Genomic DNA, 23,408 nt, shown 5'->3' with positions numbered 1-23,408 from the left:
GGGGAGGCCGCCGCCGTCGTGGTGCGTCGCTACCGGATCACAGCCTCCGCGGCGGCGCTACCGGGTCAGACCCGGTCGGCCGCGATCAGCACGTACTGGAAGGAGCCGTCCTTGTAGGACTCGATGAACGCCTCCTCGATGCCGGTCACCAGCGAGGTGGTGTTCCGCAGCTCCCAGTAGGGCAGGGTGTCCGGGGTCAGGTCGATGACGGCCTGCGGCACCAGGCGGTTGTCGGCCATCGCCCGCAGGTACTCGCGGCGGGAGTGGATGTTGCACTCGAAGTGGGCGTTGATCTGCGAGACCCACTTCGACGGCTGGCCGTAGCGCGGGTTCCAGCAGCCGGTGATGGTGACGTACCGGCCGCCGACGCGCAGCACCCGGGAGTGCTCGGCGAACAGGTCCTCCAGGTCGACGTACATGCTGGACTCGTTGTTCCAGGAGCCCGCGACCGAGCCGGTCTCGATCGGCATGTTCAGCATGTTGGCGACCCGGGAGCGGACGAACTCGCCGATGCCCAGCTCGGCGGCGCGCTTGTTGCCGAAGTCGGCCTGCTGGGTGGAGAGGGTCAGGCCCTCGACCCGGCAGCCGAAGCGCTGGTGGGCCATCACCATCGAACCGCCGCGGCCGCAGCCGGCGTCGACCAGGGTGTCCTCGGCGCGGATGTCTCCCAGGTGGCTCAGCAGCACGTCGGCCTGAGCGGACTCCAGGCGGTGCAGCTCGGCGATCACCTTCTTCTCGCGCTCGCTGTCGGCCGGGTCGCCGATCGCGGCCTGGTCGATCGCACCGATGCCGTAGTGGTGGTGGTAGAGGCCGTCGACGTCACCCAGGCGGAGGTTGACCGGACGGGCCTCGTGGTCCCAGTAGCGTGCGATGTCGCCCTGGTACGGGGTCGCCGGGCCGGGGATGGTGTTTCCGGGGGTGGTGATGTCGTCGGTCACGGACATGGGTCAGCTCCTAGCGAATGGTCAGGGGATCGGCCGTCAAGGCAGTCGCGCCGCCGGTGAGGGGTGGGCCCACCGGAAGGGGTGGTGTCACCAGAAGTCCGGCAGCGTGTAGCGGTAGGTGTTGGTCTGGTGCCAGTAGTGGTTGCCGTCGAGCCACGCGGCCACGCCGCGCAGGAACCGTACGAGCGTGGGCACGGGGCAGGACACGGCGAGGGCCGCCGCCTCGGCCTCGAAGGCCAGCATCAGCTCGTTGTGGACCTCGACCGCCTTCAGGTAGCCCTCCTTGCGGGAGACGCCCTCGCGCTCGGAGATCACCACCGGCAGGTTGAGGTGCAGTCCGGGGCTGGCGAGCTCCTTCGTGTACGAGTACAGGTCGTTGACGATTGTGGTGGCGTTGCCCGCCAGTGCGATCACCCGCTGCATCGCGGGCAGCGCGTGCAGCTCGACCGGCAGCTCGTAGCCGCCGACGGTATCGGTGATCGTCGGGCAGGGGCGGAAGTTGTTGAACTGGCGCATGGCCAGGTACTCCCACACCTCCGGGACGTGGTCCGCCTGGTCCCAGGCGGCCTCGGCCAGGTACCCGAGGTGCAGCCGCGCCATGTCGTGCCGGAACCGGTCCGACTGGGAGGGCGTGGCGGCCCGGGTGAAGTACTCCATCGCGGAGTGGTAGGCGCGCCGGGGCGCGTCCGAGGAGAGCGAGGCCTCCCAGTCCGGGTGGTACTCCGTCGTGGTGTGCAGCGGGTCCAGCGCGGTGTGCGCGAGCAGCAGGCGGCTGCCCAGGCCGATCGGCGAACCGCCGAGGTCCTCGCAGTAGTAGTCGTCCACCGCGTTCTCGGCCACCATCAGGCGGGCCGCGAGCATCAGGTGGTCGATGCTCGGCGCGTCCGGGTGGCAGGCCACCATGTAGCGCCCGGTGGAGAAGCCGTCGAAGTCCTTCTCCCACTCCGGCGGGTAGAGCTCGACCTCCTCCATCGCCCAGACCTTGAGCTCCGCGCTGAGCGCCTCCACCCGGACCGGGTCGGGCTCGGCGATCGGGTGGTGGTACAGGCCGGGGATCGGGTCGCCGCTCTTCGGCTTGCCGCTCGCGGCCGTGGCCGCGGGGCCGTGGACGGTCGGACGCGCGGTCGCGGTGAGGGCGGACGGGACGGGCAGGACGTGGGCGGACGGCACCTGGAACCCAGGGGTCTCGGGCAGTGAGACCTCGGGCGCCGCGATCTCGGGCGCCGCGGCAGTGCCGGGAACCGCGGTCTCCGCAGCCGAGACCTCGGGCTCCGGCGCCCCGGCCGCCGGGACCTCGGGCGCCGGGACCTGCGACCGGAACCGCAGCCCGGCGGTGCCCAGTCCACTGGGCCCGTTCAGGATCCGTTCGATCGCCGGCGAGCTCATGGGCCCACCACCGGAGCGGTGACGGGCCCGGATGCGGTGTCCGGTCTGGCACGCAGGGGCATGGAGCCTCCTCTGGAAGGGGTCGCACAATATGACGGGACGTCAGCTAGCCCGCCGCGAAGGGGAAAGCCGGTTGCCGGACCCCGTCTCGCTCGGTTCCCCACCGTAGGCGCGAAGGCGCGTTCCGCATCGCAACGGACGATCTTCCTCACCCGATAGGGTGAACGTTCCTGCTGACGGCGTTTGGACCCGCCACAGTCGTGCATCGCTCCGCCCCACGCCTTGGCGCCCCTCGCCCGACCCGGCCGCCCGACCCCGCCGCCGCTCGCGTCAACCCGGTGAAACCCGGCCGTGTCCCGCTCCGGCCTTCGGCGTTGTGCCCGTTGCGGCGGGGGCTGTTCGAATACGAAATCAATGACCGGCGGCGCCTGCCACGTGGTGGTAGCGCATCCACACGGGCTGCGCGTCCACCCCTTCACAGCTCCGCACTTCCCGGAAGGAACGCGCAGTGGCGGCGATCTCGATGCCGGACTTCTCCATGCCGTGGCCCGCCCGCCTCAACCCCCACCGGCTGCTGCGCTCCCCCGCCCGACTGCTGCGTTCCCCCGATCGGCTGCCGCCCTCCCCCACCGGGCTCGGCACCGCCGCCGCCCGGCTCGGCGTGAGCGCCTGACACCGGCGCCCCGGGAACCCCGTACGCCGTGAGGACCGCGGGCCGAGGCGCTGCCCGGCCTCGGCCCGCACCACGGACCGGTCGGCCATCTCCGGGCCCGGTGCACGACCGCTCCTGTGTGGGGGACCAGAATGGGCTCGGCGCCGTGAGCACGGGGCCAGGAAGGAAGACCAGCGCATGGAGAGCCAGGCCCGCAGTCGCACCGCACTCGTCGAGGCGCTCATGGAGCGCTATCCCGACGTGCCCCGGGAGGCGGTGATCAAGGAGGACCTGCTGCGCGGCGGTATGGCCTTCGACGAGTCCGCGCTCAGTGGCAGCGCGGGCGCCGACGGGGGCGGCGAGGTCAAGCCGAAGTCGTACTTCATCTTCTCCTTCGACCACCGCACCCTGCCCGAGCTGGGCGCCGCCGCGCTCAACCGGCCGCCGGAGGAGATCGTGCTGACCGGCGGGCCGTACGGGCTGCGCCGCACGGTGGTCTCGGTACGGGTGAACCCGGACTCGCCGTACCGGGTCGGCGCCGGGGACGACGGCACGCTCGGCCTGTACCTGGACGGCGCCCGGATCGCCGACGTCGGCCTGCCGCCGATGCCGGACTACTACCGGCACACCCTGGCCAACGGGAAGTCGGTGATGGAGGTCGCCCCGACCATCCAGTGGGGCTACCTGATCTACCTCACGGTGTTCCGGGTCTGCCAGTACTTCGGCGCCAAGGAGGAGTGCCAGTACTGCGACATCAACCACAACTGGCGCCAGCACAAGGCCGCCGGCCGCCCGTACACCGGGGTCAAGCCGGTCGAGGAGGTGCTGGAGGCACTGGCGCTGATCGACCGGTACGACACCGCCCGCGCCTCCCAGGCGTACACCCTCACCGGCGGGGCGATCACCTCGCACGTCGGCGGCCGGGACGAGGCCGACTTCTACGGGCAGTACGCCAAGGCCATCGAGGAGCGCTTCCCCGGCCGCTGGATCGGCAAGGTGGTGGCCCAGGCGCTGCCGCGCGAGGACGTCCAGCGCTTCCACGACTACGGCGTGCGGATCTACCACCCCAACTTCGAGGTGTGGGACAAGCGGCTGTTCGAGCTCTACTGCCCGGGCAAGGAGCGCTACGTCGGCCGGGACGAGTGGCACCGCCGGATCCTCGACTCCACCGAGGTGTTCGGCCCGGAGAACGTGATCCCCAACTTCGTCGCGGGCGTGGAGATGGCCGAGCCCTTCGGCTTCACCACGGTGGACGAGGCGATCGCCTCCACCGAGGAGGGCCTGCGCTTCTTCATGTCCCACGGCGTGGTGCCGCGCTTCACCACCTGGTGCCCCGAGCCCACCACCCCGCTCGGCAAGGCCAACCCGCAGGGCGCGCCGCTGGAGTACCACATCCGGCTGCTGCAGACCTACCGGGCGACCCTGGAGGAGTTCGGACTCTCCTCCCCGCCCGGTTACGGCCCGGCCGGCCCGGGCAATGCGGTCTTCTCGGTGAGCTCCTTCATGGACTCGCTGACCGGCTGAGGTACGACCCGGTGGCGCCGGCCCGGGCGGGCCGGCGCCACCGGGTCCGTCGGCTCACCTTCAGCCGGCGGACGGCATCGGGCGGACGGTGAGGATCTGCTCGGCCCGGCCCAGCGGCCCGCGGACGTCGTGCAGCACGGTGCTGGTGACGCCGTGCCCGGACGGGCCGAAGCTGACGCTGGTGTCCAGTCCGGTCCAGCGGCCCTCGGGGCGGCGGTGGAAGTGGATCGTCAGGTCGGTGTTGGGGAACATCCACTCGGTCGGGTCCTGCCGCACGGCGATGCCGTTGGCGGTGTCCACCTTCATGACGAAGGAGGCGTGCGGGCCGCTGGGCTCCCCCGCGACCAGCTCGACCGGGCTGGAGATCCAGGCGGAGGCGCGGCCGGGGGCGGTCTCCCGGCGGCGGACGTCGATCGAGGCGATGTAGCCGCCGCCCCACAGCCCGGCCATCGCCCAGGGCTCGAACTCCTCGGGCCCGGGCAGCGGCTGGTCGTGGGTGCCGGCGACGGCGGAGGTGTCCAGCTCGGCGAGGAACCAGGCGCGGGCCCGGACGACGGCCCGCCCGCCGATCACCACGGTGGCCTCGACCAGCTCGATGGTGCGACCGGGGCGAACGGTCTCCACCGTGATCTCGAACTCCTCGAGGGCGATCAGGCCGAGTATGTCGTAGCTGATCCTGGCCAGTGCCAGGCCGTCGGCGGGGCGGTCGGCCCGCTCCTGCCCGGCCCCGTGGCGGTCGGCCCGGTGGCGGTCGATGGCGTGCACGATCAGGCCGCCGAGCGGACTGAAGTGCTGCTCGTCCGCGTGCCAGGCGCCCTGCGCCTGCAGCGTGGGCTTGTAGCTGCGCTCGCCGGTGCGCTGGTAGTAGCTGTCGGGCGCGGCGGTGGGGGTGGTCACGTGCGCTTCTCCTCTGGCCGGATCGCTGGCTGCCGGTTCGGCCGCCGCCGTGGTACGACGGCGGCCGAACTCGGCGTTCAGGATCGTAGGGGGCCGAACCGCCTGCGTGGCGTCACGGGTGACGCATCCCACACCCCCGGGGGGATCCGGACCGTCAGTGCGCGGCGAGCGGGTAGTGGTCGGAGAGGTCCGTGTAGGTGTAGCTCTTGCCCCAACTGCTGACCGTCCAGGGCGCGCTGTGCACCCGGACCACCTCGTTGGTGTACTGCTGCGGGCGGGCGTGGTCGGCCCGGTAGAGGACGTAGTCGAGGTCCTCCTTGGGCTCGCCCGGGTAGCGGTAGGCGGCGACGGAGTTGTCGACGGTGTCGAAGGAGTACGGCCAGCCGGTGCGGGCGGAGGCCGGGGCGAGGTTGCCGTTGGCCAGCAGCGCCTGGTACTCGGCGCCGTGCGAGTCGATGTTGAGGTCGCCCGCGACCAGGACCGGCTCGTCCGCCGGGATCCGCTTGGCGTCCAGGAAGGAGCGCATCGCGGTGAGCTGCCTGGCCCGGATGTCCGCCGCCTGGCCGCTCGCGCAGCCCGAGTCGGTGGACTGGAGGTGGGTGCCGACCACGTGGGTGCGGCGGCCGTTGACGTCCAGCACCGCGTAGACGAAGCCCTTGTTGGAGAACCAGTCCGAGCCGCAGGCGTCCTTGTAGACGTACTGCTCCTTGCGCAGGATCGGCCACTTGCTGAGCAGGGTGACGCCGCCGTCCTCGGGGTTGGTGGAGCTGTAGCTGCCGGAGGTGGCGTCCCAGCCGCTGGTGGAGCGGCCGACCACCGGCGTGTGGTACGGGTAGGCCGCCGAGGCCTTGGCGGTCAGCGCGTCGGAGGCCGCGTTGTCGAAGGCCTCCTCCAGCACGACCACGTCGTGGCCCTGGAAGAAGTCCGCCGAGGCGATGGCCTGCGCCCGGTACTGCTGGCCCCAGTTGGGGTAGAGCGAGGTGCTCATCAGGAACGTGTTGTAGGTCAGCACGTCGAGCGGGGGCGCGGTCGCCGGGGCGGTCTCGGCCGAGGCCGGGACGGCGCCGAGCACGGCCAGGACGGTGGCGGCGGCGCCGGCGGCGAGGGCGCGGCGGACGGACGACAGGGGCATGGGACCTCCGTGAGGGCGTTGTCGTGGACCCGTCGGGTCGAGGGATGTTGTGTATCCAACTCGGCTGCCGACACGGCCCGCAAGACATCCGGCGAGCAATTGGTGAACTCGCTGGTAACTCCCTCGGCGAACTCCCGACGACCGGGGCCGCCACCCGCCGCACCCCGCGGAAGGCGGGTGCGGCGGGCGGTCGGACGGGCGGTCAGAAGGGCAGCGGGTGGCGCACCAGGACGTCGGCGCGGGTGCCGTCCAGGGCGCCGTACAGCAGGGTGGTGCCGAGCGCGTCCACGGCGGGCGCGAAGGACGGGCCGACGGCCTCGGCGACCCGCTCCACCCGGCCGGTCCACAGGTCCCGCCGGAAGACGTCCGTGGCGCCGTTGGTGTCGCCGGGCACCAGCCCGGCGTCGTCCGAGGCGAAGTGGACCCAGCGGTCGTCCGCCGTCATGACGGCGGGCTGGGTGCCGGCGGGGGCCACCTCCGTCACCGTGCCCGTCCGCAGGTCGCGGGCGTAGAGCGCGACCCGGGAGCCGCCGCCCTGGTCCGGCTGGAACACCCGGAACAGCGCGAACCTGCCGTCGGGGCTCAGCCGCCCCTGGCGGGCGGCGTCGCGCAGGGTGCCGCTCGGGTCGATGCTCGCGCCCTCGATCCGGCCGGTGGCGGCGTCGTAGACGTAGAGCGGGAAGAGCTGACGGGTGGGCGGCGGCTTCAGGGCGGTCGGGGCGGGGGCCGTCGTGGCGGGGGCCGTTATAGCGGGGGCCGTCGCGGCCGCGGCATTCACCGCGGGGGCCGTCGCGGCCGGGGCCAGGAGGTTGGCCGCCTTCGAGCGGAAGGCGACGGTCCGGCCGTCGGCGCTGAGCGAGGGCTCCACCGAGCCGCCGTCGGCGGGGGCCCCGCCCTGCCCGGCGGTGACCAGCCGGGTGGTGCCGGTCCGGCGGTCGGTCAGGTAGATGTTGGCGGTGCCCGCCCCGGTGCCGAGGGCGAGGTCGGCGCGGTCCGAGGAGTAGGCGACGAAGCGGCCGTCGGCGCTGATCGCGGGGCTGACGGAGTTCCCGACGCCGGTGCCGGCGGTGAGCAGTTCGGTGCGGCCGGTGCCGCGGTCGCGGACGTAGACGTCGGTGCGCCCGCTGTCCTGCCCGGGGACGGCGTTGGCGGCGTCGCTGCTGAAGGCGACGTACCGGCCGTCGGCGCTGATCGCCGCCTGGCTGCTGGAGCCGTCCAGCTGGGCGCCGTCGTCGGCGAGGCTGACCCGCTCCGTCCGGTGCGTCCACAGGTCGCGGACGAAGACGTCGTAGAGGCGGTTGGTGTCGCTGGGCACCAGGTTCGAGGCCAGCGAGGTGAACAGGGCGTACCGGCCGTCGGCGCTCAGACCGAGCGGCTCGGACCAGTCGTCGGCGGGCGCGCCGTCGGGGCTCACGTTCACCCGCACCGTGTCGCCGCCGGTAGCCGCGAGCGCGGGCGTGGACGCGGGTGCGGACGCGGGCGCGGGCCGGGCGTGCGCCGCCGGTACGCCGGTGCCCGCCAGCAGCGCGGCTGCCAGTGCCCAGGCCGCCCGTACCGTCCTCTTCATGGGTTCCCCTCCCCTTGGCCCCCGTCCGCTCCCCGTCACTGCGGCCGAGCCAACCGCCGGGTCGGGGCCGCGGTCAACCCGACCGTCCCGGCATGGGCACGATTTCGCCAACTCCCCCACACAACAGGCCCGCACCGTGCGCACAGACCGGCCGGGGAACCGCTCGGCCCGGTCGGCCTCACCGACCCCACGTCGTCCGACCCCACCCGTCACGGGAGCCCCGAACCGGTGGCATCCGCGCTAAACATGGACCAATACGGGCATCTCACCCATGGCTGCCTCGCGGAGAGGCGGCGCCCGTACCATCGAGCGGAAGGCAGCAGCGATGAGCATGATCCAGACCGGCAAGCTGGAGCTGAACTCCACCAACGCCTCGGAGTTGACCGGCGGAGCCACGACGACCTTCACCCAGGTCACCTTTCCCACGCCCTTCCCCGACAACGCGGCGGTGATCGTGGTGCCGTTCGTCCAGACGTTCAACGGCCCCGACACCCCGGGGCTGCGGATCGCCGACGTCACCACCACCGGCTTCAAGATCCGGTTCAACGAACTCGTCGGCAGGGGCAGGGCGTTGTCCGACGGGCCGCACACCTTCGAGACCATCGGCTGGATCGCGAGCACCGTGTAGCCCGCAGGCCCCGCGGTTGCCGCGGTTGCCGCGGTTGCCGCGGTTGCCGCGGTTGCCGCGCCGACCATGCCGGAGCGGCAAAAATCCGTGGACAGGGTCGGCCGCCGGTGCGAAGGTCCGGGAATGACCGTCGACGAACTTCCCGTCCTGCCCGTCCCGCTGCCCGGCGGCCTGGTCCTGCGCGAGTCCGGGCCGGCCGATCTGGAGCAGATCGGCGCGCTGCTCGCCGAGCGCGGCGCCCCGCACGACGCGCTCGACCACCGCCTGGTGGTCGAGGACCCGGACGCGGGCTGGTCGGCCTGCGCGGTGGTGGTCGACGGCGACCGGGTGGTCTCCACGGCCACCCTGCTCGACGAGGAGCTGCGCCTCGGCGGCGTCCGGCTGCCCGCCGGGCAGCTCGAACTCGTCGCCACCGATGCGGAGTTCGAGGGCCGCGGCCTGGTCCGGGCGCTGCTGCAGTGGGCGCACGCCCGCTCCGCGGCCCGCGGGCACGTGGTCCAGGTGGTGATCGGAATCCCCTACTTCTACCGGCTGTTCGGCTACGAGTACGCGATCGACATCCCGGTCTCGCGGCCGGTGCGCGGCACCCCGCCCACCGAGGGCACGCCCGCGCTGCGCACCGCCCGGGCCGCGGACCTGCCCGCGCTGGCCGCTCTCCAGGAGCGGGCGCAGCGCGGCTTCGACCTCGCGATGGGCCACTCCCCCGCCCGCTGGCGCTGGCTGCTGGCGCACGACGCGAGCACCCTCCGGGTGGTCGAACGCGCCGGCGAGGTGGTGGCCGTGGGGCGCACCACCCCGGTGAAGGACGGCGAGTTCCACCTCGCCGAGGCGGCCGCCGCGGACGAGCGGGCGGCGCGCGAACTGCTCGCCGGCGTGGCCGCTTTGGCGCCGGAGGCGCGGCTCCACGTGGTGCACCGGCCCGGCACCCTGCCCGCCGCCGTCTGGCACGAGCTGCTGGACCACACGCCGCGCCCCGAGGCGGAGCAGTACTACGTCCGCATCCCCGACCCGGCCGTGCTGCTCGACCGGCTGCGCCCGCTGTTCCGGGAGCGCCTCGCCGGCGCCGGCCTGGACCACTGCGGCCGGGACCTGCTGCTCTCCACCTACCGCGCGCACTACCGGATCCCCGTCGGCGCGCAGGAGTCGGGCGAGGTGGTCACGGGTGGCACGCTGCAGCACCCGGGCGCGGACGGCGGCGTGGCCGTGGCGCCGGACCAGCTGGCGGCGCTGCTCTTCGGGCCGTACGGGATCGAGGGGTTGAGCCGCGTCCGGCCGGACGTGTACGTGCGCGGGGAGGCCGAGCCGTACCGGGCGCTGTTCCCGCCGCTGACCTCCGACCTGCTGACGTACAACCTGCCGTGACCCGTGACGCGTGACGCGTGACCCGTGGCGCCGGGAGTTCCGGTCGACCTCCTGTCGGAGCCCGGCGCGAGTGATCGACGTCATACTGGCCCACCGTTCACGGCTCGTGCACACTTCCGTTCGTGCCCGCCCCGCTCCGGGCGTGCGAACTCACAGGGGGTCTGATGGAACGTCGTACGGTTCTGCGCGGGTTGGTGGGACTTCCGGTCGGTGCGATGGCGGCCCTCTCCGCCGCCGGGCCGGCCCGGGCGGACTTCTCCACCACGGTGAACCCCTCGGTCGACTGGGGGACGTGGGAGGGCTGGGGGACCTCGCTGGCCTGGTGGGCGAACCAGCTGGGCCCCCGGGAGGACCTGGCGGACGTGCTGTTCAGCCGGAAGTCCGTCCGGTTCAACGGACAGACGCTGCCCGGCCTGGGGATGAACGTGGTCCGGTACAACGCCGGGGGCTCGGGGACGAACAGCATCGGCGGCAGGACGATGCAGCCCGCGCCGACGCTCGACGGCTTCAAGCAGATCGAGGGCTACCAGCTCGACTGGTACTCGGCGGACCCGCGGTCGGCGAGCTGGAACTGGAACGCCGACGCCCATCAGCGCGACATGATGTGGCTGGCCAGGGACCGGGGCGCCGACCGGTTCGAACTCTTCAGCAACTCGCCGATGTGGTGGATGCTCAAGAACGACGACCCGCGCGGGGCCGCGGACCCGTACACCTGCAACCTGGCCGACGGGAACTTCGGCCGGCACGCGGCCTACCTGGCGACGGTGGCCCGCTACGCCCACGACCACTGGGGCATCGACTTCACCTCCGTCCAGCCGGTCAACGAGCCAGGGGCCAAGTGGGGCGGGTTCGGGCCGAATGACGGCGCGCAGGAGGGCTGCCACTACGACCGGGCCCAGCTGGCCGAGATCATCCGGCAGACCCGCACCCAGCTGGACGCCCGGGACCTGCACTGGATGATGGTGGCGGGCCTCGACGACTGGGGCGTCGGCAGCGCCCTGTACAACTGGAAGGACAACTCCGACTTCGACGCCGCCACCCGCGCGGCCGTGGGCCGGGTGAACGTCCACGGCTACGACTTCGACGGCGACCGCGACGCGCTCCACAAGGCCGTGGCCGCGGACGGCAAGAACATCTGGATGTCCGAGTACGGCGACGGCGACACCAGTGGTCTGCAGCTGGCCCGGAACCTCAACTTCGACCTGCGCTGGCTGCACCCCACGGCGTGGGTCATCTGGCAGATCCTCGACTGGGAGAACTACGGGGCCATCACCCTCACCAACGGGGTGCTCGGCGCGGTCAACGCCAAGTACTTCGTGCTCGCCCAGTACATGCGGCACATCCGACCGGGGATGCGGATCATCGACGCCGGCCACCCCGACGCGGTCGCGGCCTACGACAGCGTGAACCACAAGCTGGTCGTCGTCGCCGTGAACCACGGGGAAGGACAGTGGATCGACTTCGACCTGTCCAGGTTCACCCAGCCCGGGAAGGACGACGCCGTGATCGACCGCTGGGCCACCGGGACGGGCGCCGGCGGCGAGCGCTACCAGTACTACGCGGACACCCGGGTGCGCGGCAACCGGTTCTGGTCCTACTTCAACGCCCGTACCGTGCAGACCTTCGAGGTCTCCGACGTGTACCTGTAGCGGGCCGGGCCCCGGGCTCCCGGGGTGGGAGCCGGGGCCCGCGCTCAGTCCGCCACGGGCAGGCACTCGGCGAGCAGGGCGAGGACGTCGCGCCAGGCCCGCTCGGCGTGCAGCGGGTGGTGGCGGACCCCGGGCAGGACGGTGTGCTCGACCGACGGGTGGTGGAAGGCGTGCTCGGCGCCGCCGTAGACCACGAGGCGCCAGTCGACGCCCGCGGCCTGCATCTCGGCGGCGAAGGCGTCCCGCCGCCCGGCGGGCATGATCGGGTCCTCGGAGCCGACCCCGGCCCAGACCGGACACCGGATGCGGGCCGCCTCGCCCGGCCGGCCCGTGACGAGTCCGTTGACCGTCCCGATCGCCCGCAGGTCGACGCCGGCCCGCCCGAGTTCCAGGGCGATGGCGCCGCCGGTGCCGTAGCCGACGGCGGCGATCCGGTCGGGGTCGGTCCGGGGTTCGGCGCGCAGCACGTCGAGGGCCGCACCGCCGATGTCCCGCATCCGGTCGGGGTCGTCGAGCAGCGGCAGCACCCGGGCCAGCATCTCCTGCGGGTCGTCGAACCAGCGCCCGCCGTGGAGGTCGAAGGCCAGGGCCACGTACCCCAGTTCGGCGAGGGCGTCGGCCCGGCGGCGCTGGAAGTCGTTCAGGCCCGGCCCCTCGGGGCCGATCAGCACCGCGGGCCGGCGGCCGGCGCCGCCGGGCAGTGCGAGGTGCCCGATCATCGTCAGTCCGTCGGCGGGGTATGCGACCGTGCGGGTCGTGACCATCGTCATGGGACAGGACCGTACGGCCGGCCGGGCCCCGGTCGGGCCGGTCTTCGCCGTCGGCAGAGGAGCGCCCCCACCACTCTCCGTCCGTGTTACGCCGGTCGGCTGCCGGTGAGGTGTTGCCAGCGGTCCTTCGCCGCCTCCAGCTCGTGACGGGCCTGCGGGATGCGCGGGTCCGCCTCCTGGCGGGCCAGGAGTTCGGTGAGCCGCTGCCGGGCCTCCTCCTGGCCGGTCGTGTCCGCCTGCGCGTCGCGCAGTTCGGCCTCGGCCTCGGGCACGAGCGCCTGGCGCTCGACCGCGGACGCCTTGGCGTCGGCGCCGGCGTTGAACACCTCGACGACGAACTTCCGCACCTCGGCCTCGGGCGTCTCCTCCAGCGCGACGGTCACCATCTGCTGACGGCCGGTCGGCAGCGCCACGTAGACGTGGCCCTGCTCGCGCGAGTACTCGTCGCGGACCGAGACCTCGTGCAGCGGGTACTCGGCGGTGCGGCCCTCCGCCGTCACCTCCAGCGCGTGGTCGTACAGCCGCAGGCCGCCCCCGAGCGAGGACCGCAACTCGCCCCGGCCCGGCGAGCGGAGCCGTTCCAGGTGCGCTTCGGCCCGACCGACCCGCTCCTGCTGGGCCTGTTCGGCCGCCGTGACGTCGGCCCTGGCCCGGTCCCGTTCGCGTCCGGCCTCGCGCTCCAGTGCGCGGAGCTTGGCACGGGCGGCGTCCAGGTCGCGCCGGTTCTCGGCGTACTGCGCGGTGAAGGCGTACCGCCATCCCCCGGGGTAGCGCAGCATCAGCCAGACCACCCCTGCGGCGAGCGCCAGGACGATCACCGCGATCCAGCCCACAGGTCCCATCGATCCCCTCCCGCGGACCCACCGGTCCGGCAGCCACTCCAGCGGGCCCGGACCGAGCCGATCGTAGGGACGGCGGCCGGTTCGCGTGGGGGAATCCGGGAATTCCCCGGCGGGATCGTGACCACTCGACGGGGGTTCCGGTGGGGGATTTATGGCTTTTGGTCATGGTTTTGGCCAATGTGGTTAAAGACCGGGCCAAAAATTCGCCTGCCCCCTTGCCGATAATGTGATCACATGTGCAGGCACTGTGGCGTTCGCGCGCCGCAGGGGAGGGAGCGGTCCGCTTCACCGAGCGGGCCCGATCAACAGGAGTCGTACCATCAACACCGCCATCCGCAAGGCCGCCCGTGGGGCGATGCCCGTCGCCGTCACCGCCTCCGTGCTCGCCACCGGCCTCACCGCCTGCGGCACCGTCCAGCAGCTGTCCGCCGCGCAGAAGGTGTCGAAGGCCTTCGACAAGGTCCGTGACGGCAAGGCGGCCGGCTTCACCCTCTCCATCGACGCCACCCCCGAGCAGGTCGCCGCCTTCGCCAACTCCGGCGAGCACAAGGCCGGCAGCGGCCTGATCGGCTCCGCCCGGGGCGGCGACCACCCGATGGACGAGAAGTCCGCCAAGGCGATCTCCGGCCTCTCCGTCTCGGTCTCGATCTCCGCGGACAAGCCGCTCAAGGACATCGAGGCCTTCAGGAACGCCGGCAAGGGCGGCGACGCCGCCAAGAACACCGACCTGACGCTCGACAAGTCGGTGCGCGTCTCCTACCTGCTCTCCGACCGCAGCGGCACCGCGCTGCTGGAGTACCGCCAGGTCGACGCCACGGGGTACCTGCACGCCGACGCCAAGGGCCTGGTGAAGCTGGTCGGCGAGGACCCGTCCACGGTCGACGAGATGCGCAAGGACCTGCCCGAGGAGATGAAGCCGCTCGGCGACGTGCTGGCCGGCAAGTGGGTGTCCTTCGACCTCCAGTCGCTCGCGGACCAGGCCAAGGAGTCCGACGGCAAGAAGGCCGCCCCGAGCGCCACGCCCACCGCCGACCCGGAGCTCGCCAACCAGCTCCTCAACTCGGTCAAGGACGTGATCGGCCGCACCGTCACGTACGAGGACAAGGGCAAGAAGGACGGCGCCGAGCACCTCTGGGTCAGCGCCCCGGCCCGGCAGCTGGTCGACGAGATGTACAAGGCCGTCAAGCCGCTGTCCGCCAAGTTCCCCAAGCAGCTGGGCGACTTCCCCGACCGGGCTCCGAGCGACGTGCCGGACCGCAGGATCGGCGTCGACCTCTACCTGAAGAACGGCGCCTTCTCCTCCGCCACCTTCGACCTCGCGCAGCTGGCCGACAAGGTCGAGCCGGGCGTCAACTTCCCGGTGAAGCTCGCCTTCAGCCAGTCGGCCCCGAACGTCCAGGTGCCGGCCGACGCGGTCAAGGTGACCGACGACCAGCTGATGGCCGCGGTGCTCGGCCTGGCCACCGCGGGTGCCGAGGACGACCTCGACCCCGAGGACCTGGCCGGCGGCGTCCCGGACGCCCCGACCGCCCCGCCGCTGACCGACGCCCAGCTCAAGGAGCTCGCCGGGCTCGGCTTCACGGAGATCGAGGCGCGCGCCTTCAACCGGGCGGGCTTCACCTTCGAGGAGATCAAGGAGATCGCCCTCAAGGACGCCCCGGCCAAGGCCTGACGTCCACGTACCACCGACCGGCGACCGGCCGACCGCGCATCAGCGGTCGGCCGGTCGCGCTTTCCCGCCCGCTCGCGCGGAGCCGCTCGTCAGGCGTGGGCCGCGGCGCACTCCGGGTGGCCCCAGGAGCTGCCGACCTTGGTGATCTTGTCGCCCTTGGCGTACGGGCGGCTGCACGGGCAGGTGCCGGGGAAGCGGGCGTTCAGGGTGCGTGAGCCGCCGCTCCGCCTGGCGGTGCCGCCACTCCCGGCGGAGGCGGACCCGGCGGAGGCGGACCCGGCGGAGGAGCCGGCCGAGGCGGTGCGGGCGGCGCGCGCCCTGGGGGCCTTGGTGGCGGCGGCCGGGTCGGGGACCGGCAGGTCGGCGGCGGTGCCGGAGGCGTCCTGCTGGGTGCGGGCGGCGTCGCTGGCGGCCTTGTCGGCGATGGCGTTCAGCGGGTCGCCGTCGACCTGGTGGGCCGGCACGTACACGAAGGTGACGTCCCGGCCCTCCAGCAGCGCGTCGATCGCCTGGATCAGCTCCTGGTTGGCGACCGGCTTGCCCGCCGCCGTCTTCCAGCCGTTGCGCTTCCAGCCCTTCAGCCACTTGGTCACCGAGTCGCGGGTGTAGGTGCTGTCCAGCCGCACCTCCAGCGGGACCGCCGGGTCCGTCGAGGCCAGCAGCTGCCGCAGCGCCGTCAGCTCTCCCACGTTGTTGGTGCTGTGCCCGAGCGCGCCGGCCTGCCACCGCTGGGGCACCCCGGCGGCGTCCGCGACCACGTACGCCCAGCCCGCCGGACCGGGGTTGCCCTTGGCTGCTCCGTCACACGCTGCAATGACTCGTTCGACCATGCCTCGATGATGCCTGGTCGCGGGGCCCGGAGCCAAGGCCGCTCAGCCGCGCAGCAGGAGCAGCAGCAGCGCCGCCGACCAGCTGAAGTTGGTCGAGCTGTGCCCCTCCCCCGTCAACGGGTCGTAGTTCTCGCGCACCGGGCCGTCCCCGGCCAGCCCGGCGGCGGTGGCCAGCAGCCGCTCGACCGTCCGCCGGGCGTCCTGCTCCCAGCCGTAGCGGCGCAGGCCCTCGATCGCGAAGTAGGTCTGGTCGAGCCAGGCCAGGCCGCGCCAGTAGCCGGCCGGGTCGAAGGACGGCGAGCTGCGGGCCACGGTCGGGAACGGCATGACGGTGCCGAACTCCGCCGGGTCGAGCAGCAGCCGGCGGACGGTACGGGCCTGGGCGGAGCTCGCGGTGCCGGACCAGAGCGGGATCGCGCCCTCGATGCCGCGGCCCCGGGCGGTGAGCCGGGCGCCGGTGGCCAGCTCGGTGTCGTGGAACCAGCCGCCGGCCGGGTCGTACATGGTGTCGCGCACGGCGGCGTCGATCCGCTCGGCACGGGCGCGCAGCCGCTCGGCGGCGGGCCGGTCGCCCAGTTCGGCGGCGATCAGCGCCAGGTGGCGGTGGTCGGCGGCCAGGTAGGCGTTGAGGTCGACGGAGCGCTGGTCGAGCGACCAGCCGAGCAGTGTCCCGTTCGCGTCCCGGTTGGGGACCACCCCGGCGGCGTCGAAGCGCGGGGCGTTGTCCATGCCGGACTCCCAGGCCGCCGCCTCCACGCGGTCCTGGGTGGTGGCGTTGGCCGGGTCCACGGTGGCGCCGTACTCGCACAGGCCCTCGCCGAGGTGGTCGCGGGTGCGGTACCACCAGTCCTGGTAGGCGGTCAGCTTGGGCAGCAGTTCCCGCAGGAAGGCGCGGTCGCCGCTGCGCCGGTAGACCTCCCAGACCGCCCAGGAGGCCAGCGGGGGCTTGGAGTTGCGCTCGTTCCAGTTGCCGCCGCCGGTGCTCGGGTCGTTGTAGAAGACGCAGTCGGGGACCATGCCGGCGTCCTGGGGGCGGTCGGCGGAGCCCGCCGGGACCTGGTGGTCGAAGACCGCCCGGATCTGGTCGGCGGCCAGCGCGGGGGCGAAGGCGGCGGTGCCGACGGCCTGCTTCCAGGTGTCCCAGGCCCAGACCCCGCTGAACCACTTGTAGGAGAGCGTCGGGGTGACGGCGTCGTGCCGGATCCGCCCGGCCGGGCTGCGCCAGTTGGTGACCAGGGTCTGCACGCACTTGGCGGCGGTGCGGCGGCGGGCGGCCGGGACGCCCTCGGTGGCCCGGGTCAGGTACCCGTGCCAGCGGGCGGTGCCCTCGGCGGCGACCCGCTCCGGGGCGCGCAGCGCGGCGTCGGCCTCCCGCGCGGCCCGGGCGTACTCGGCGTCGGTGAAGGTGTAGCTCTCGGTCCAGTCCAGGCTGCGGCTCTCCCCCGGCGCCAGCCGTACGGGCTCGGCGAGTTCGGTGCGGTGGCCGTCGCCGTCGGCGCTCAGCACCACCCGGACGGGCCGCGCGTGGCGGACGGCGAAGCGCTCGGTGCCGTCGGTGAGGTAGTCCCAGGTCTGCCGGACCTCGGCGAAGCGCACCTCCACGCCGCGTTCGGCGGCGACCAGTCGCGGGGCCTCGCGCTGGGGGCCGGTGGCGGGGCGCAGCAGCCGGCCCGTCCAGGCGACGGCCAGGGTGCGTACGGCCGGGCCGGTGTTGGCGAGGCGGGCGCGGAGCAGGGCGGTGCGGTTGCCGGCGAAGCGAAGTTCCAGGGTGAGGGCGAGGCCGGCGCCGAGGTCGTGGGTCAGGCGCAGCAGGCCGGGCAGCGAGGTGCCGCGCGCGGGGGCGCCCGCGGTGAGGTCCAGGGGGCGGCCCTGTTCGGTGAGCTGGAGGCGGGTCAGGCCGTCGCTGAGCCACCAGGGGTACTCCTGGGCGAGGTACAGCGGGCCGGTGAAGCCTCCTTGCGGGTCGGCGGGGCGGGGCAGGGCGTAGGCGTGCCAGGCGCCGAGGTCGGCGAGGACGTTGATCGGGTTGTTGCCGTGGGCGTCGCCGGGGTAGGCGCTGGCGGGGGTGCCGTGGAGGTCGAGGAGGTCGGCGTAGCGGTCCTGGAGGTCTGCCGGGTCCGGGGGTTGTGCGGCGGCGGCCGGGGTGGCGGCGAGGACGCCGGCCGCGGCGAGGGCGGCGGAGCCGGCCAGGACGTGGCGGCGGGTCAGCGGGTTCATGCGCGCTCCTGGGCGGCGGGGAGTCGGAGGACGGCGGCGCCGAGCGGCGCGAGGGTGACGGCCGTGGCGGCCTCGGTGCCGGTGAGCAGGTCGGTGCAGGGCGCGTCGAGCGGCACCCGGCGCTCGACGGGGCCGTGGTTGAGCAGGAAGAGGTAGCCGGTGCCGTCGGCGGCGTGCCGGCGGGTGGCCTCGACGCCCTCCGGCAGGCCGGGGAGTTCGGCGCCCACCCCGGCTTCGGCGAGCACCGGGTCGAGCACCGGGCCGAGGTCGGCGCCGAGGTGGCAGCTCAGGTACCAGGCGCTGCCGGCGCCCAGGCGGTTGCGGGTGACGGCCGGGCGGCCGGCGAGTGCGCCGGAGGCGTAGTGGGCGAGGGTCTCGGCGGTCTCGGCCTCGATCCACTCGCTCCAGCGTTCGGCGCGCAGGCGGGTACGTGGTTCGGCGCCCGGTTCGGGGCCCGCCGGGGTGAGGGTGGTGGTCGCGCCGTCCGGGATCGGCCAGTGCTCGTCCACCACGATCCCCAGCAGCTCGCGCAGCGGCCCGGGGTGGCCGCCGGGGTGGATGTGGTCGTGCCGGTCGGTGATGCCGCTGAACGGGCCGCAGACCAGGCGGCCGCCGCCGCGCACGTAGGCGGTGAGCCGGTCGGCGGTGGCGGTGTCGAGCAGGTAGAGGTTGGGGGCGAGCAGCAGCGGGTAGCCGCCGGGGTCGGCGGTGGGCGGGACGAAGTCGACGGTGACGCCGCGCTCGTACAGCGCCGCGTACCAGGGGCGGAGCAGGTCGAGCCAGCGCATCCGGGCGGAGGGGTGGTCGTCCAGTTCCAGCGCCCACCAGCTGTCCCAGTCGAGCAGGACGGCCACCTGCCCGCGCAGCCGGGTGCCGGCGAGTTCGCCGAGGCGGCGCAGTTCCGTACCGAGGCGGACGGTCTGCTGCCAGCCGCGTGCGGCGGTGCCCCGGTGCGGGAGCATCGCGCTGTGGAACTTCTCGGCTCCGGCCACCGAGGCGCGCCACTGGAAGTGCAGGACGCCGTCGGCGCCGCGGGCCAGCGCCTGGAGCGACCACAGGCGGTACAGGCCGGGGGTCTTGGGCACGTTGACCGGCCGCCAGCTGACCGCGGAGGGGGCCTGTTCCATCAGCAGCCAGGGGCGGCCGCCCTTGAGCGAGCGCATCAGGTCGTAGTTCATCGCGGCGTTGACGTGGGCGCGCGGGTCGGCCGGGTCGGGGTAGGCGTCGTCGGAGACGAAGTCCTCGTGCCGGCTCCACTCCCAGTAGTCGAGGGCCTTGAGCATCGACATGAAGTTGGTGGTGACGGGGACGCCGGGCGAGACCTCGTCCAGGACGGCCTTCTCGGCGCGGTGCAGGGCGAGCAGCGCGTCCGAGCAGAACCGGCGCCAGTCCAGCAGCTGGGTGGGGTTGACCGGGCCGGGCGCGGTGCGCGGAGGCTCGATCTGCTCGAAGGAGTTGTAGCGCTGGGACCAGAAGGCGGTGCCCCAGGAGCGGTTCAACTCCTCGATGTCGCCGTGCCGTTCGCGCAGCCAGTGGCGGAAGTCGGCGGCCGAGGCGGGGCAGAAGCACTCCTGGACGTGGTCGCCGTACTCGTTGTGGATGTGCCACAGGGCGAGCGCGGGGTGGTCGCGGTAGCGCTCGGCGAGTGCCCGGGTGAGGCGGACGGCGGCCTGTCGGTAGGCGGGTGAGGAGGGGCAGTAGTGCTGGCGCGAGCCGAACTCCAGCCGTACGCCGTCGGCGGTGACGGGCAGCAGCTCGGGGTGGGCGCGGACCAGCCAGGCGGGCGGGGAGGCGGTGGCGGTGGCCAGGTCGACGGCGATGCCGTGCCGGTGGACGAGGTCGAGGAGCCGGTCCAGCCAGCCGAAGTCCCAGCTGTCGGCGTCCGGTTGGAGCCGGGCCCAGGAGAACACGCCGACGGTGACCAGGTTGACCCCGGCCTCGGCCATCAGCTTCACGTCCTCGGCCCACACCTGCTCGGGCCACTGCTCGGGGTTCCAGTCCCCGCCGTACAGCAGGCCGGGCACCCGGGTGAGGCGGTCCGTGGTCACGGTCGTGGTCATCCCTTCAGGGCTCCGCCCAGCAGGCCGGCCACGAACTGCCGCTGGAAGAGCAGGAAGAGCACCATCAGCGGGAGCGTGGCCAGGAAGGAGCCGAGCATCAGGCCGGAGTAGTCGACGTGGGTCAGTCCGGTCAGCGTGTTGAGCGCGACCGGCACGGTGTACCTGTCCTCGGTGTTGAGCATCAGCAGCGGCCAGATGAAGCTGTTCCACTGGCCCATGAAGGTGAAGATCACCAGTGCGCCCAGCTGCGGCCGCACGCAGGGCAGGACGACCCGGTAGAAGGTGCGCAGCTCGCCGGAGCCGTCGATCCGGGCGGACTCCAGCAGTTCGTCGGGGAAGTCGAGGAAGCCCTGGCGCATCAGCAGGATGCCGAAGGAGTTGGCCAGGAAGGGCACGATCACGGCCTGGTAGCTGTCGATCCAGCCGAGGCTGGCCATCATCTGGAACAGCGGGACCAGCAGCACCTGCAGGGGGATCATCATGGTCGCCAGTACCAGGCCGAGCAGCAGCCCCCGGCCGCGGAAGCGGTACTTGGCGAGCCCGTAGCCGCACATCGCGGACAGCAGCGAGCTGAGCGCGGTGTAGACGACGGCGATGCCGAGGCTGTTGAGCAGCACCCGGCCGAAGCCGATGGTCTCCTGGAGGTGCGCCAGGTTGCGCAGCAGGCTGCCGCCGGGGAGGAACGGCGGTGGGGAGTGGAAGAGTTCGGAGCTGCTGTGGGTGCTGGCGATCAGCATCCAGGCGAAGGGCACCAGGCTGACGACGGCGCCGAGGGTGAGGGCGGCGAGGACGGCGGTGCGGCCGATTCTGGCGGGCAGCGGGGTGCGGCCGGGCCTGGCGGGCAGGCTTGTCGTCGAGATGCGGTTCATCGGCGTCGTTCCCTTCCGTAGAACCGGAACTGGATCAGCGAGACCGCCGCGATGATCAGCACCACCACCCAGGCGATGGCGGCCGCGTAGCCGAAGTCGAGCTGCTGGAAGCCGACCTTGTAGAGGTAGACCACCGGGGTGAGCGTCGCGTCGCCGGGGCCGCCACGGGTCAGCACGTAGTTCTCGTCGAAGAGTTGGAGGGTGCCGATGGTGGAGGTGATGACGCAGAACAGCACCACCGGGCGCAGCTGCGGCAGGATGACGCCGGTGTAGGTGCGTACGGTGCCGGCGCCGTCGAGCGAGGCGGCCTCGTACTGGTCGCGGCCGATGGCGTGCAGCCCGGCGAGCAGGATCACCGCGTTGTAGCCGGTCCACCGCCAGGTGACCGAGCCGATCAGCGAGATCCGGGCCCAGGTGGGCGAGTTGAGCCAGTCGACCGGGCCGAGGCCGAGCGCCTGGAGGAGCTGGTTGGCGAGGCCGCCGTCGGTGCGCAGCAGGACCTGGAAGACCACGGCGTAGGCGACCAGGGTGGTGATGGCGGGCAGGAAGAACACCGCCCGCCAGCCGGCCCGGAAGCGCAGCCAGGACTGGTTGAGCAGGACGGCGAGCACCAGGGCGAGGCCGATCATCACGGGCACCTGGACGGCGAGGATCAGGCCGGTGTTGACCAGGGAGTGCAGGAAGGCGGGGTCGTGGAGCATCCGCCGGTACTGGTCCAGGCCGACCCAGACGTCGACGCCGTCGCGGCGGGCGGTGAAGCTCTGGTAGAGGCTGGCGCCGAGCGGGTAGGCGAAGAAGGCGACGAAGAGTGCGGTGGTGGGCCCGGCGAACAGCCAGGCCGCGGTCCGTGGGGAGCGCCGGCGGCGGGCGGGGGCGGCTCGGGCCGTGACCGCCGGTTTGCGCAGGGACGCCGGAGGACTGGTCATCGGGCCCGCCCCTACGCGACCGTTTGGCGGCCGGTCGCGGTGGCGATCTGGCGGGCCGCGGAGCGCAGGACGGTGCCCGGGTCGGCGCCGTTGTGCAGCACCTGGTTGACGGCGGAGTTGACGATGTCGCCGGCCTTGGAGTCGTCCGCGGTGAACTCGACGGTGGGGACGCTCCGGGTGAGCCCGGCGAACAGCTGCATGGTGGGCTGGCCGCCGTAGTAGGGCGAGGGCTGCTGGAAGTACGGGTCGTCCAGGGCGGGGAGGTAGGCGGGGAAGAGTCCTTCGTGCTGCATCATCGAGGCCTGGTTGGCCTTGTCGGCGAGCAGGAAGGAGAGGAACGCCCATGCCGTCTCCGGGTTGCGGCTCTGCGCGGTGACGCAGAGGGTGGAGCCGCCGCTGTTGGAGGTGCGGGTGCCGCCGGGGGTGAAGGCGGGCAGCGGGACGACGCCGAACTTCCCGCCGAGGTCGGCCATTTCGGCGGTGAGGGTGCCGTCCCACCAGGCCGCGGTGGGGGTGGTGGCGGCCTTGCCGTCGTGGGTCCCGGAGACGAAGCCGTCCCAGCCGTTCTCGAAGTCCACCAGGTCGCGGTCGACGAGCTGTTTCATCAGGGTGAGGGCGCGTTCGGCGGCGGGGGTGGCGACGGCCACCTTGCCGTCGGTGAACCAGCGCTGGCCCTGTTGTTGGAGGAGCATGGCGAAGAGGCTGTCCTGTTTGGAGTCCAGGATGAGCAGCTTCTTCCCGGTGGCGGCCTTCAGGGTGGTGCCGGCGGTGAGGTAGTCGTCCCAGGTGTTGAGGTTCGCCGGGTCGATGCCGGCCTGTTGGAAGAGGTCGCGCCGGTAGAACAGGGCGCACGGCCCGCTGTCCCAGGGCAGGGCGAAGACCTTGCCCTTGGCGTCCGTCACGGTGCGCCAGGAGGCGTCCGCGTACTGGGACCTGAGGTCGGCGGAGCGGCTGGTGAGGTCGACCAGGCCGTTCGGGAAGTTGCCGATGTAGGTGGGCAGTTTGCTGCCCTCGACGGTGAGGATGTCGGGCAGGCCGCTGCCGGCGCCGAGCCCGACGGTGATCTTGTCGTAGGCGTTGTCGTAGCCGATGTCCACCACGTCGACGGTCGTTCCCGGGTGGGCCTGCTCGAAGGCCTTGCCGAGCCGCTGCATGGCCTTGGCGGCGACGTCCCAGGACCAGATGGTGACCTTCCCGGCGAGGGCGGCGCCCGGACTGCCGGCGAGCTGCTTGGCGCTGGTGCCGCCGGCCCCGCCGGTCGCGCAGCCGGTGGCGCCGGTCATCAGCAGAGCGCCGCCCGCGAGTCCGGCGGAGAGGATCCGCCGGCGGGTCGGACCTTTCACGAATTCGCCCTGGTCACTTGGTAGTTGGGGATGTTTTTCGGGCCGGGTTGGTGCGGACATCTTGCCTCCCGACTGGTGGATGCCGAATGCTGTATACAGAACTCAGCATTCACAACCCCGTCAAGGCTTGTGACTGAA

19 protein-coding genes are annotated in these 23,408 nt (G+C 72.8%); 6 read left to right on the top strand and 13 right to left on the bottom strand.

Annotation, left to right across the window (positions count from 1 at the left end; translation table 11 throughout):
- Positions 1 to 65: 65 nt before the first annotated feature.
- Complete coding sequence (locus tag ACIQ87_RS06220) at positions 66 to 944, bottom strand: geranyl diphosphate 2-C-methyltransferase (protein ID WP_402402292.1); 879 nt, start codon at positions 942 to 944, stop codon at positions 66 to 68.
- Positions 945 to 1,031: 87 nt separating this feature from the next.
- A complete protein-coding gene (locus tag ACIQ87_RS06215; protein WP_402402289.1) occupies positions 1,032 to 2,330 on the bottom strand; it encodes a family 2 encapsulin nanocompartment cargo protein terpene cyclase in 1,299 nt (432 codons plus the stop codon).
- Between the two features lie 508 nt (positions 2,331 to 2,838).
- Here ACIQ87_RS06215 and ACIQ87_RS06210 point away from each other — a divergent pair.
- Entirely contained in the window at positions 2,839 to 3,003 is a 165-nt protein-coding gene (locus ACIQ87_RS06210; RefSeq protein WP_402402286.1) for a hypothetical protein, read from the top strand.
- Between the two features lie 177 nt (positions 3,004 to 3,180).
- Entirely contained in the window at positions 3,181 to 4,506 is a 1,326-nt protein-coding gene (locus ACIQ87_RS06205; protein ID WP_402402283.1) for a radical SAM protein, read from the top strand.
- Between the two features lie 60 nt (positions 4,507 to 4,566).
- Here ACIQ87_RS06205 and ACIQ87_RS06200 read toward each other — a convergent pair whose 3' ends face one another.
- The 3 genes from ACIQ87_RS06200 to ACIQ87_RS06190 form a co-directional block, all read right to left on the bottom strand.
- The gene (locus tag ACIQ87_RS06200; RefSeq protein WP_402402280.1) at positions 4,567 to 5,403 is read right to left on the bottom strand and encodes a thioesterase family protein; all 837 of its coding nucleotides are present in this window, start codon (positions 5,401 to 5,403) and stop codon (positions 4,567 to 4,569) included.
- Between the two features lie 154 nt (positions 5,404 to 5,557).
- Positions 5,558 to 6,535, bottom strand: coding sequence for a sphingomyelin phosphodiesterase (gene sph / locus ACIQ87_RS06195; RefSeq protein ID WP_402402277.1), 978 nt, complete (start codon positions 6,533 to 6,535; stop codon positions 5,558 to 5,560).
- A 202-nt stretch (positions 6,536 to 6,737) separates the two neighbouring features.
- Positions 6,738 to 8,102: a TolB family protein gene (locus ACIQ87_RS06190; protein ID WP_402402274.1), complete on the bottom strand. Its 1,365-nt coding sequence runs from the start codon at positions 8,100 to 8,102 to the stop codon at positions 6,738 to 6,740.
- 325 nt (positions 8,103 to 8,427) lie between these two features.
- On the opposite strand from ACIQ87_RS06190, the gene ACIQ87_RS06185 reads away from it, so the two are divergent.
- From ACIQ87_RS06185 to ACIQ87_RS06175, 3 genes are all read left to right on the top strand, one after another.
- Positions 8,428 to 8,730, top strand: a complete 303-nt coding sequence (locus tag ACIQ87_RS06185; RefSeq protein ID WP_402402271.1) for a hypothetical protein — start codon at positions 8,428 to 8,430, stop codon at positions 8,728 to 8,730.
- A 123-nt stretch (positions 8,731 to 8,853) separates the two neighbouring features.
- Positions 8,854 to 10,092: a GNAT family N-acetyltransferase gene (locus tag ACIQ87_RS06180; protein ID WP_402402268.1), complete on the top strand. Its 1,239-nt coding sequence runs from the start codon at positions 8,854 to 8,856 to the stop codon at positions 10,090 to 10,092.
- A 164-nt stretch (positions 10,093 to 10,256) separates the two neighbouring features.
- On the top strand, positions 10,257 to 11,741 hold the full coding sequence (locus ACIQ87_RS06175; RefSeq protein ID WP_402402265.1) for a glycoside hydrolase: 1,485 nt from the start codon (positions 10,257 to 10,259) through the stop codon (positions 11,739 to 11,741).
- 44 nt (positions 11,742 to 11,785) lie between these two features.
- Here the strand turns inward: ACIQ87_RS06175 and ACIQ87_RS06170 are convergent, their stop codons facing one another.
- Together ACIQ87_RS06170 and ACIQ87_RS06165 are read right to left on the bottom strand one after the other, a co-directional pair.
- On the bottom strand, positions 11,786 to 12,511 hold the full coding sequence (locus ACIQ87_RS06170) for a dienelactone hydrolase family protein (RefSeq protein WP_402402262.1): 726 nt from the start codon (positions 12,509 to 12,511) through the stop codon (positions 11,786 to 11,788).
- A gap of 86 nt (positions 12,512 to 12,597) precedes the next feature.
- Positions 12,598 to 13,353 (bottom strand): hypothetical protein, encoded by a 756-nt coding sequence (locus ACIQ87_RS06165; protein WP_402402259.1) that lies wholly within the window; start codon positions 13,351 to 13,353, stop codon positions 12,598 to 12,600.
- A 355-nt stretch (positions 13,354 to 13,708) separates the two neighbouring features.
- On the opposite strand from ACIQ87_RS06165, the gene ACIQ87_RS06160 reads away from it, so the two are divergent.
- Positions 13,709 to 15,025, top strand: a complete 1,317-nt coding sequence (locus tag ACIQ87_RS06160) for a hypothetical protein (RefSeq protein WP_402402256.1) — start codon at positions 13,709 to 13,711, stop codon at positions 15,023 to 15,025.
- 89 nt (positions 15,026 to 15,114) lie between these two features.
- On the opposite strand, the gene ACIQ87_RS06155 is transcribed toward ACIQ87_RS06160, so the two are convergent.
- The 6 genes from ACIQ87_RS06155 to ACIQ87_RS06130 are packed head-to-tail and all read right to left on the bottom strand — an operon-like array spanning position 15,115 to position 23,270.
- Entirely contained in the window at positions 15,115 to 15,855 is a 741-nt protein-coding gene (locus ACIQ87_RS06155; RefSeq protein ID WP_402402253.1) for a ribonuclease H, read from the bottom strand.
- A 42-nt stretch (positions 15,856 to 15,897) separates the two neighbouring features.
- On the bottom strand, positions 15,898 to 18,072 hold the full coding sequence (locus ACIQ87_RS06150; protein ID WP_402402251.1) for an MGH1-like glycoside hydrolase domain-containing protein: 2,175 nt from the start codon (positions 18,070 to 18,072) through the stop codon (positions 15,898 to 15,900).
- Positions 18,069 to 20,132: a beta-galactosidase gene (locus tag ACIQ87_RS06145; protein ID WP_402402248.1), complete on the bottom strand. Its 2,064-nt coding sequence runs from the start codon at positions 20,130 to 20,132 to the stop codon at positions 18,069 to 18,071. The genes ACIQ87_RS06150 and ACIQ87_RS06145 overlap by 4 nt, the downstream gene beginning before the upstream one ends.
- Positions 20,129 to 21,001 (bottom strand): carbohydrate ABC transporter permease, encoded by an 873-nt coding sequence (locus tag ACIQ87_RS06140; RefSeq protein WP_402402245.1) that lies wholly within the window; start codon positions 20,999 to 21,001, stop codon positions 20,129 to 20,131. The genes ACIQ87_RS06145 and ACIQ87_RS06140 overlap by 4 nt, the downstream gene beginning before the upstream one ends.
- Entirely contained in the window at positions 20,998 to 21,927 is a 930-nt protein-coding gene (locus ACIQ87_RS06135; RefSeq protein WP_402402242.1) for a carbohydrate ABC transporter permease, read from the bottom strand. The genes ACIQ87_RS06140 and ACIQ87_RS06135 overlap by 4 nt, the downstream gene beginning before the upstream one ends.
- Before the next feature lie 11 nt (positions 21,928 to 21,938).
- Complete coding sequence (locus ACIQ87_RS06130; protein WP_402402239.1) at positions 21,939 to 23,270, bottom strand: ABC transporter substrate-binding protein; 1,332 nt, start codon at positions 23,268 to 23,270, stop codon at positions 21,939 to 21,941.
- Positions 23,271 to 23,408 lie beyond the last annotated feature (138 nt).

Source organism: Kitasatospora sp. NPDC096204 (genome assembly GCF_044763205.1).
Taxonomy (GTDB): Bacteria; Actinomycetota; Actinomycetes; order Streptomycetales; family Streptomycetaceae; genus Kitasatospora.
Note: the sequence above shows the minus strand (reverse complement) of the source record. Positions and strands in the feature narration are given on the sequence as shown.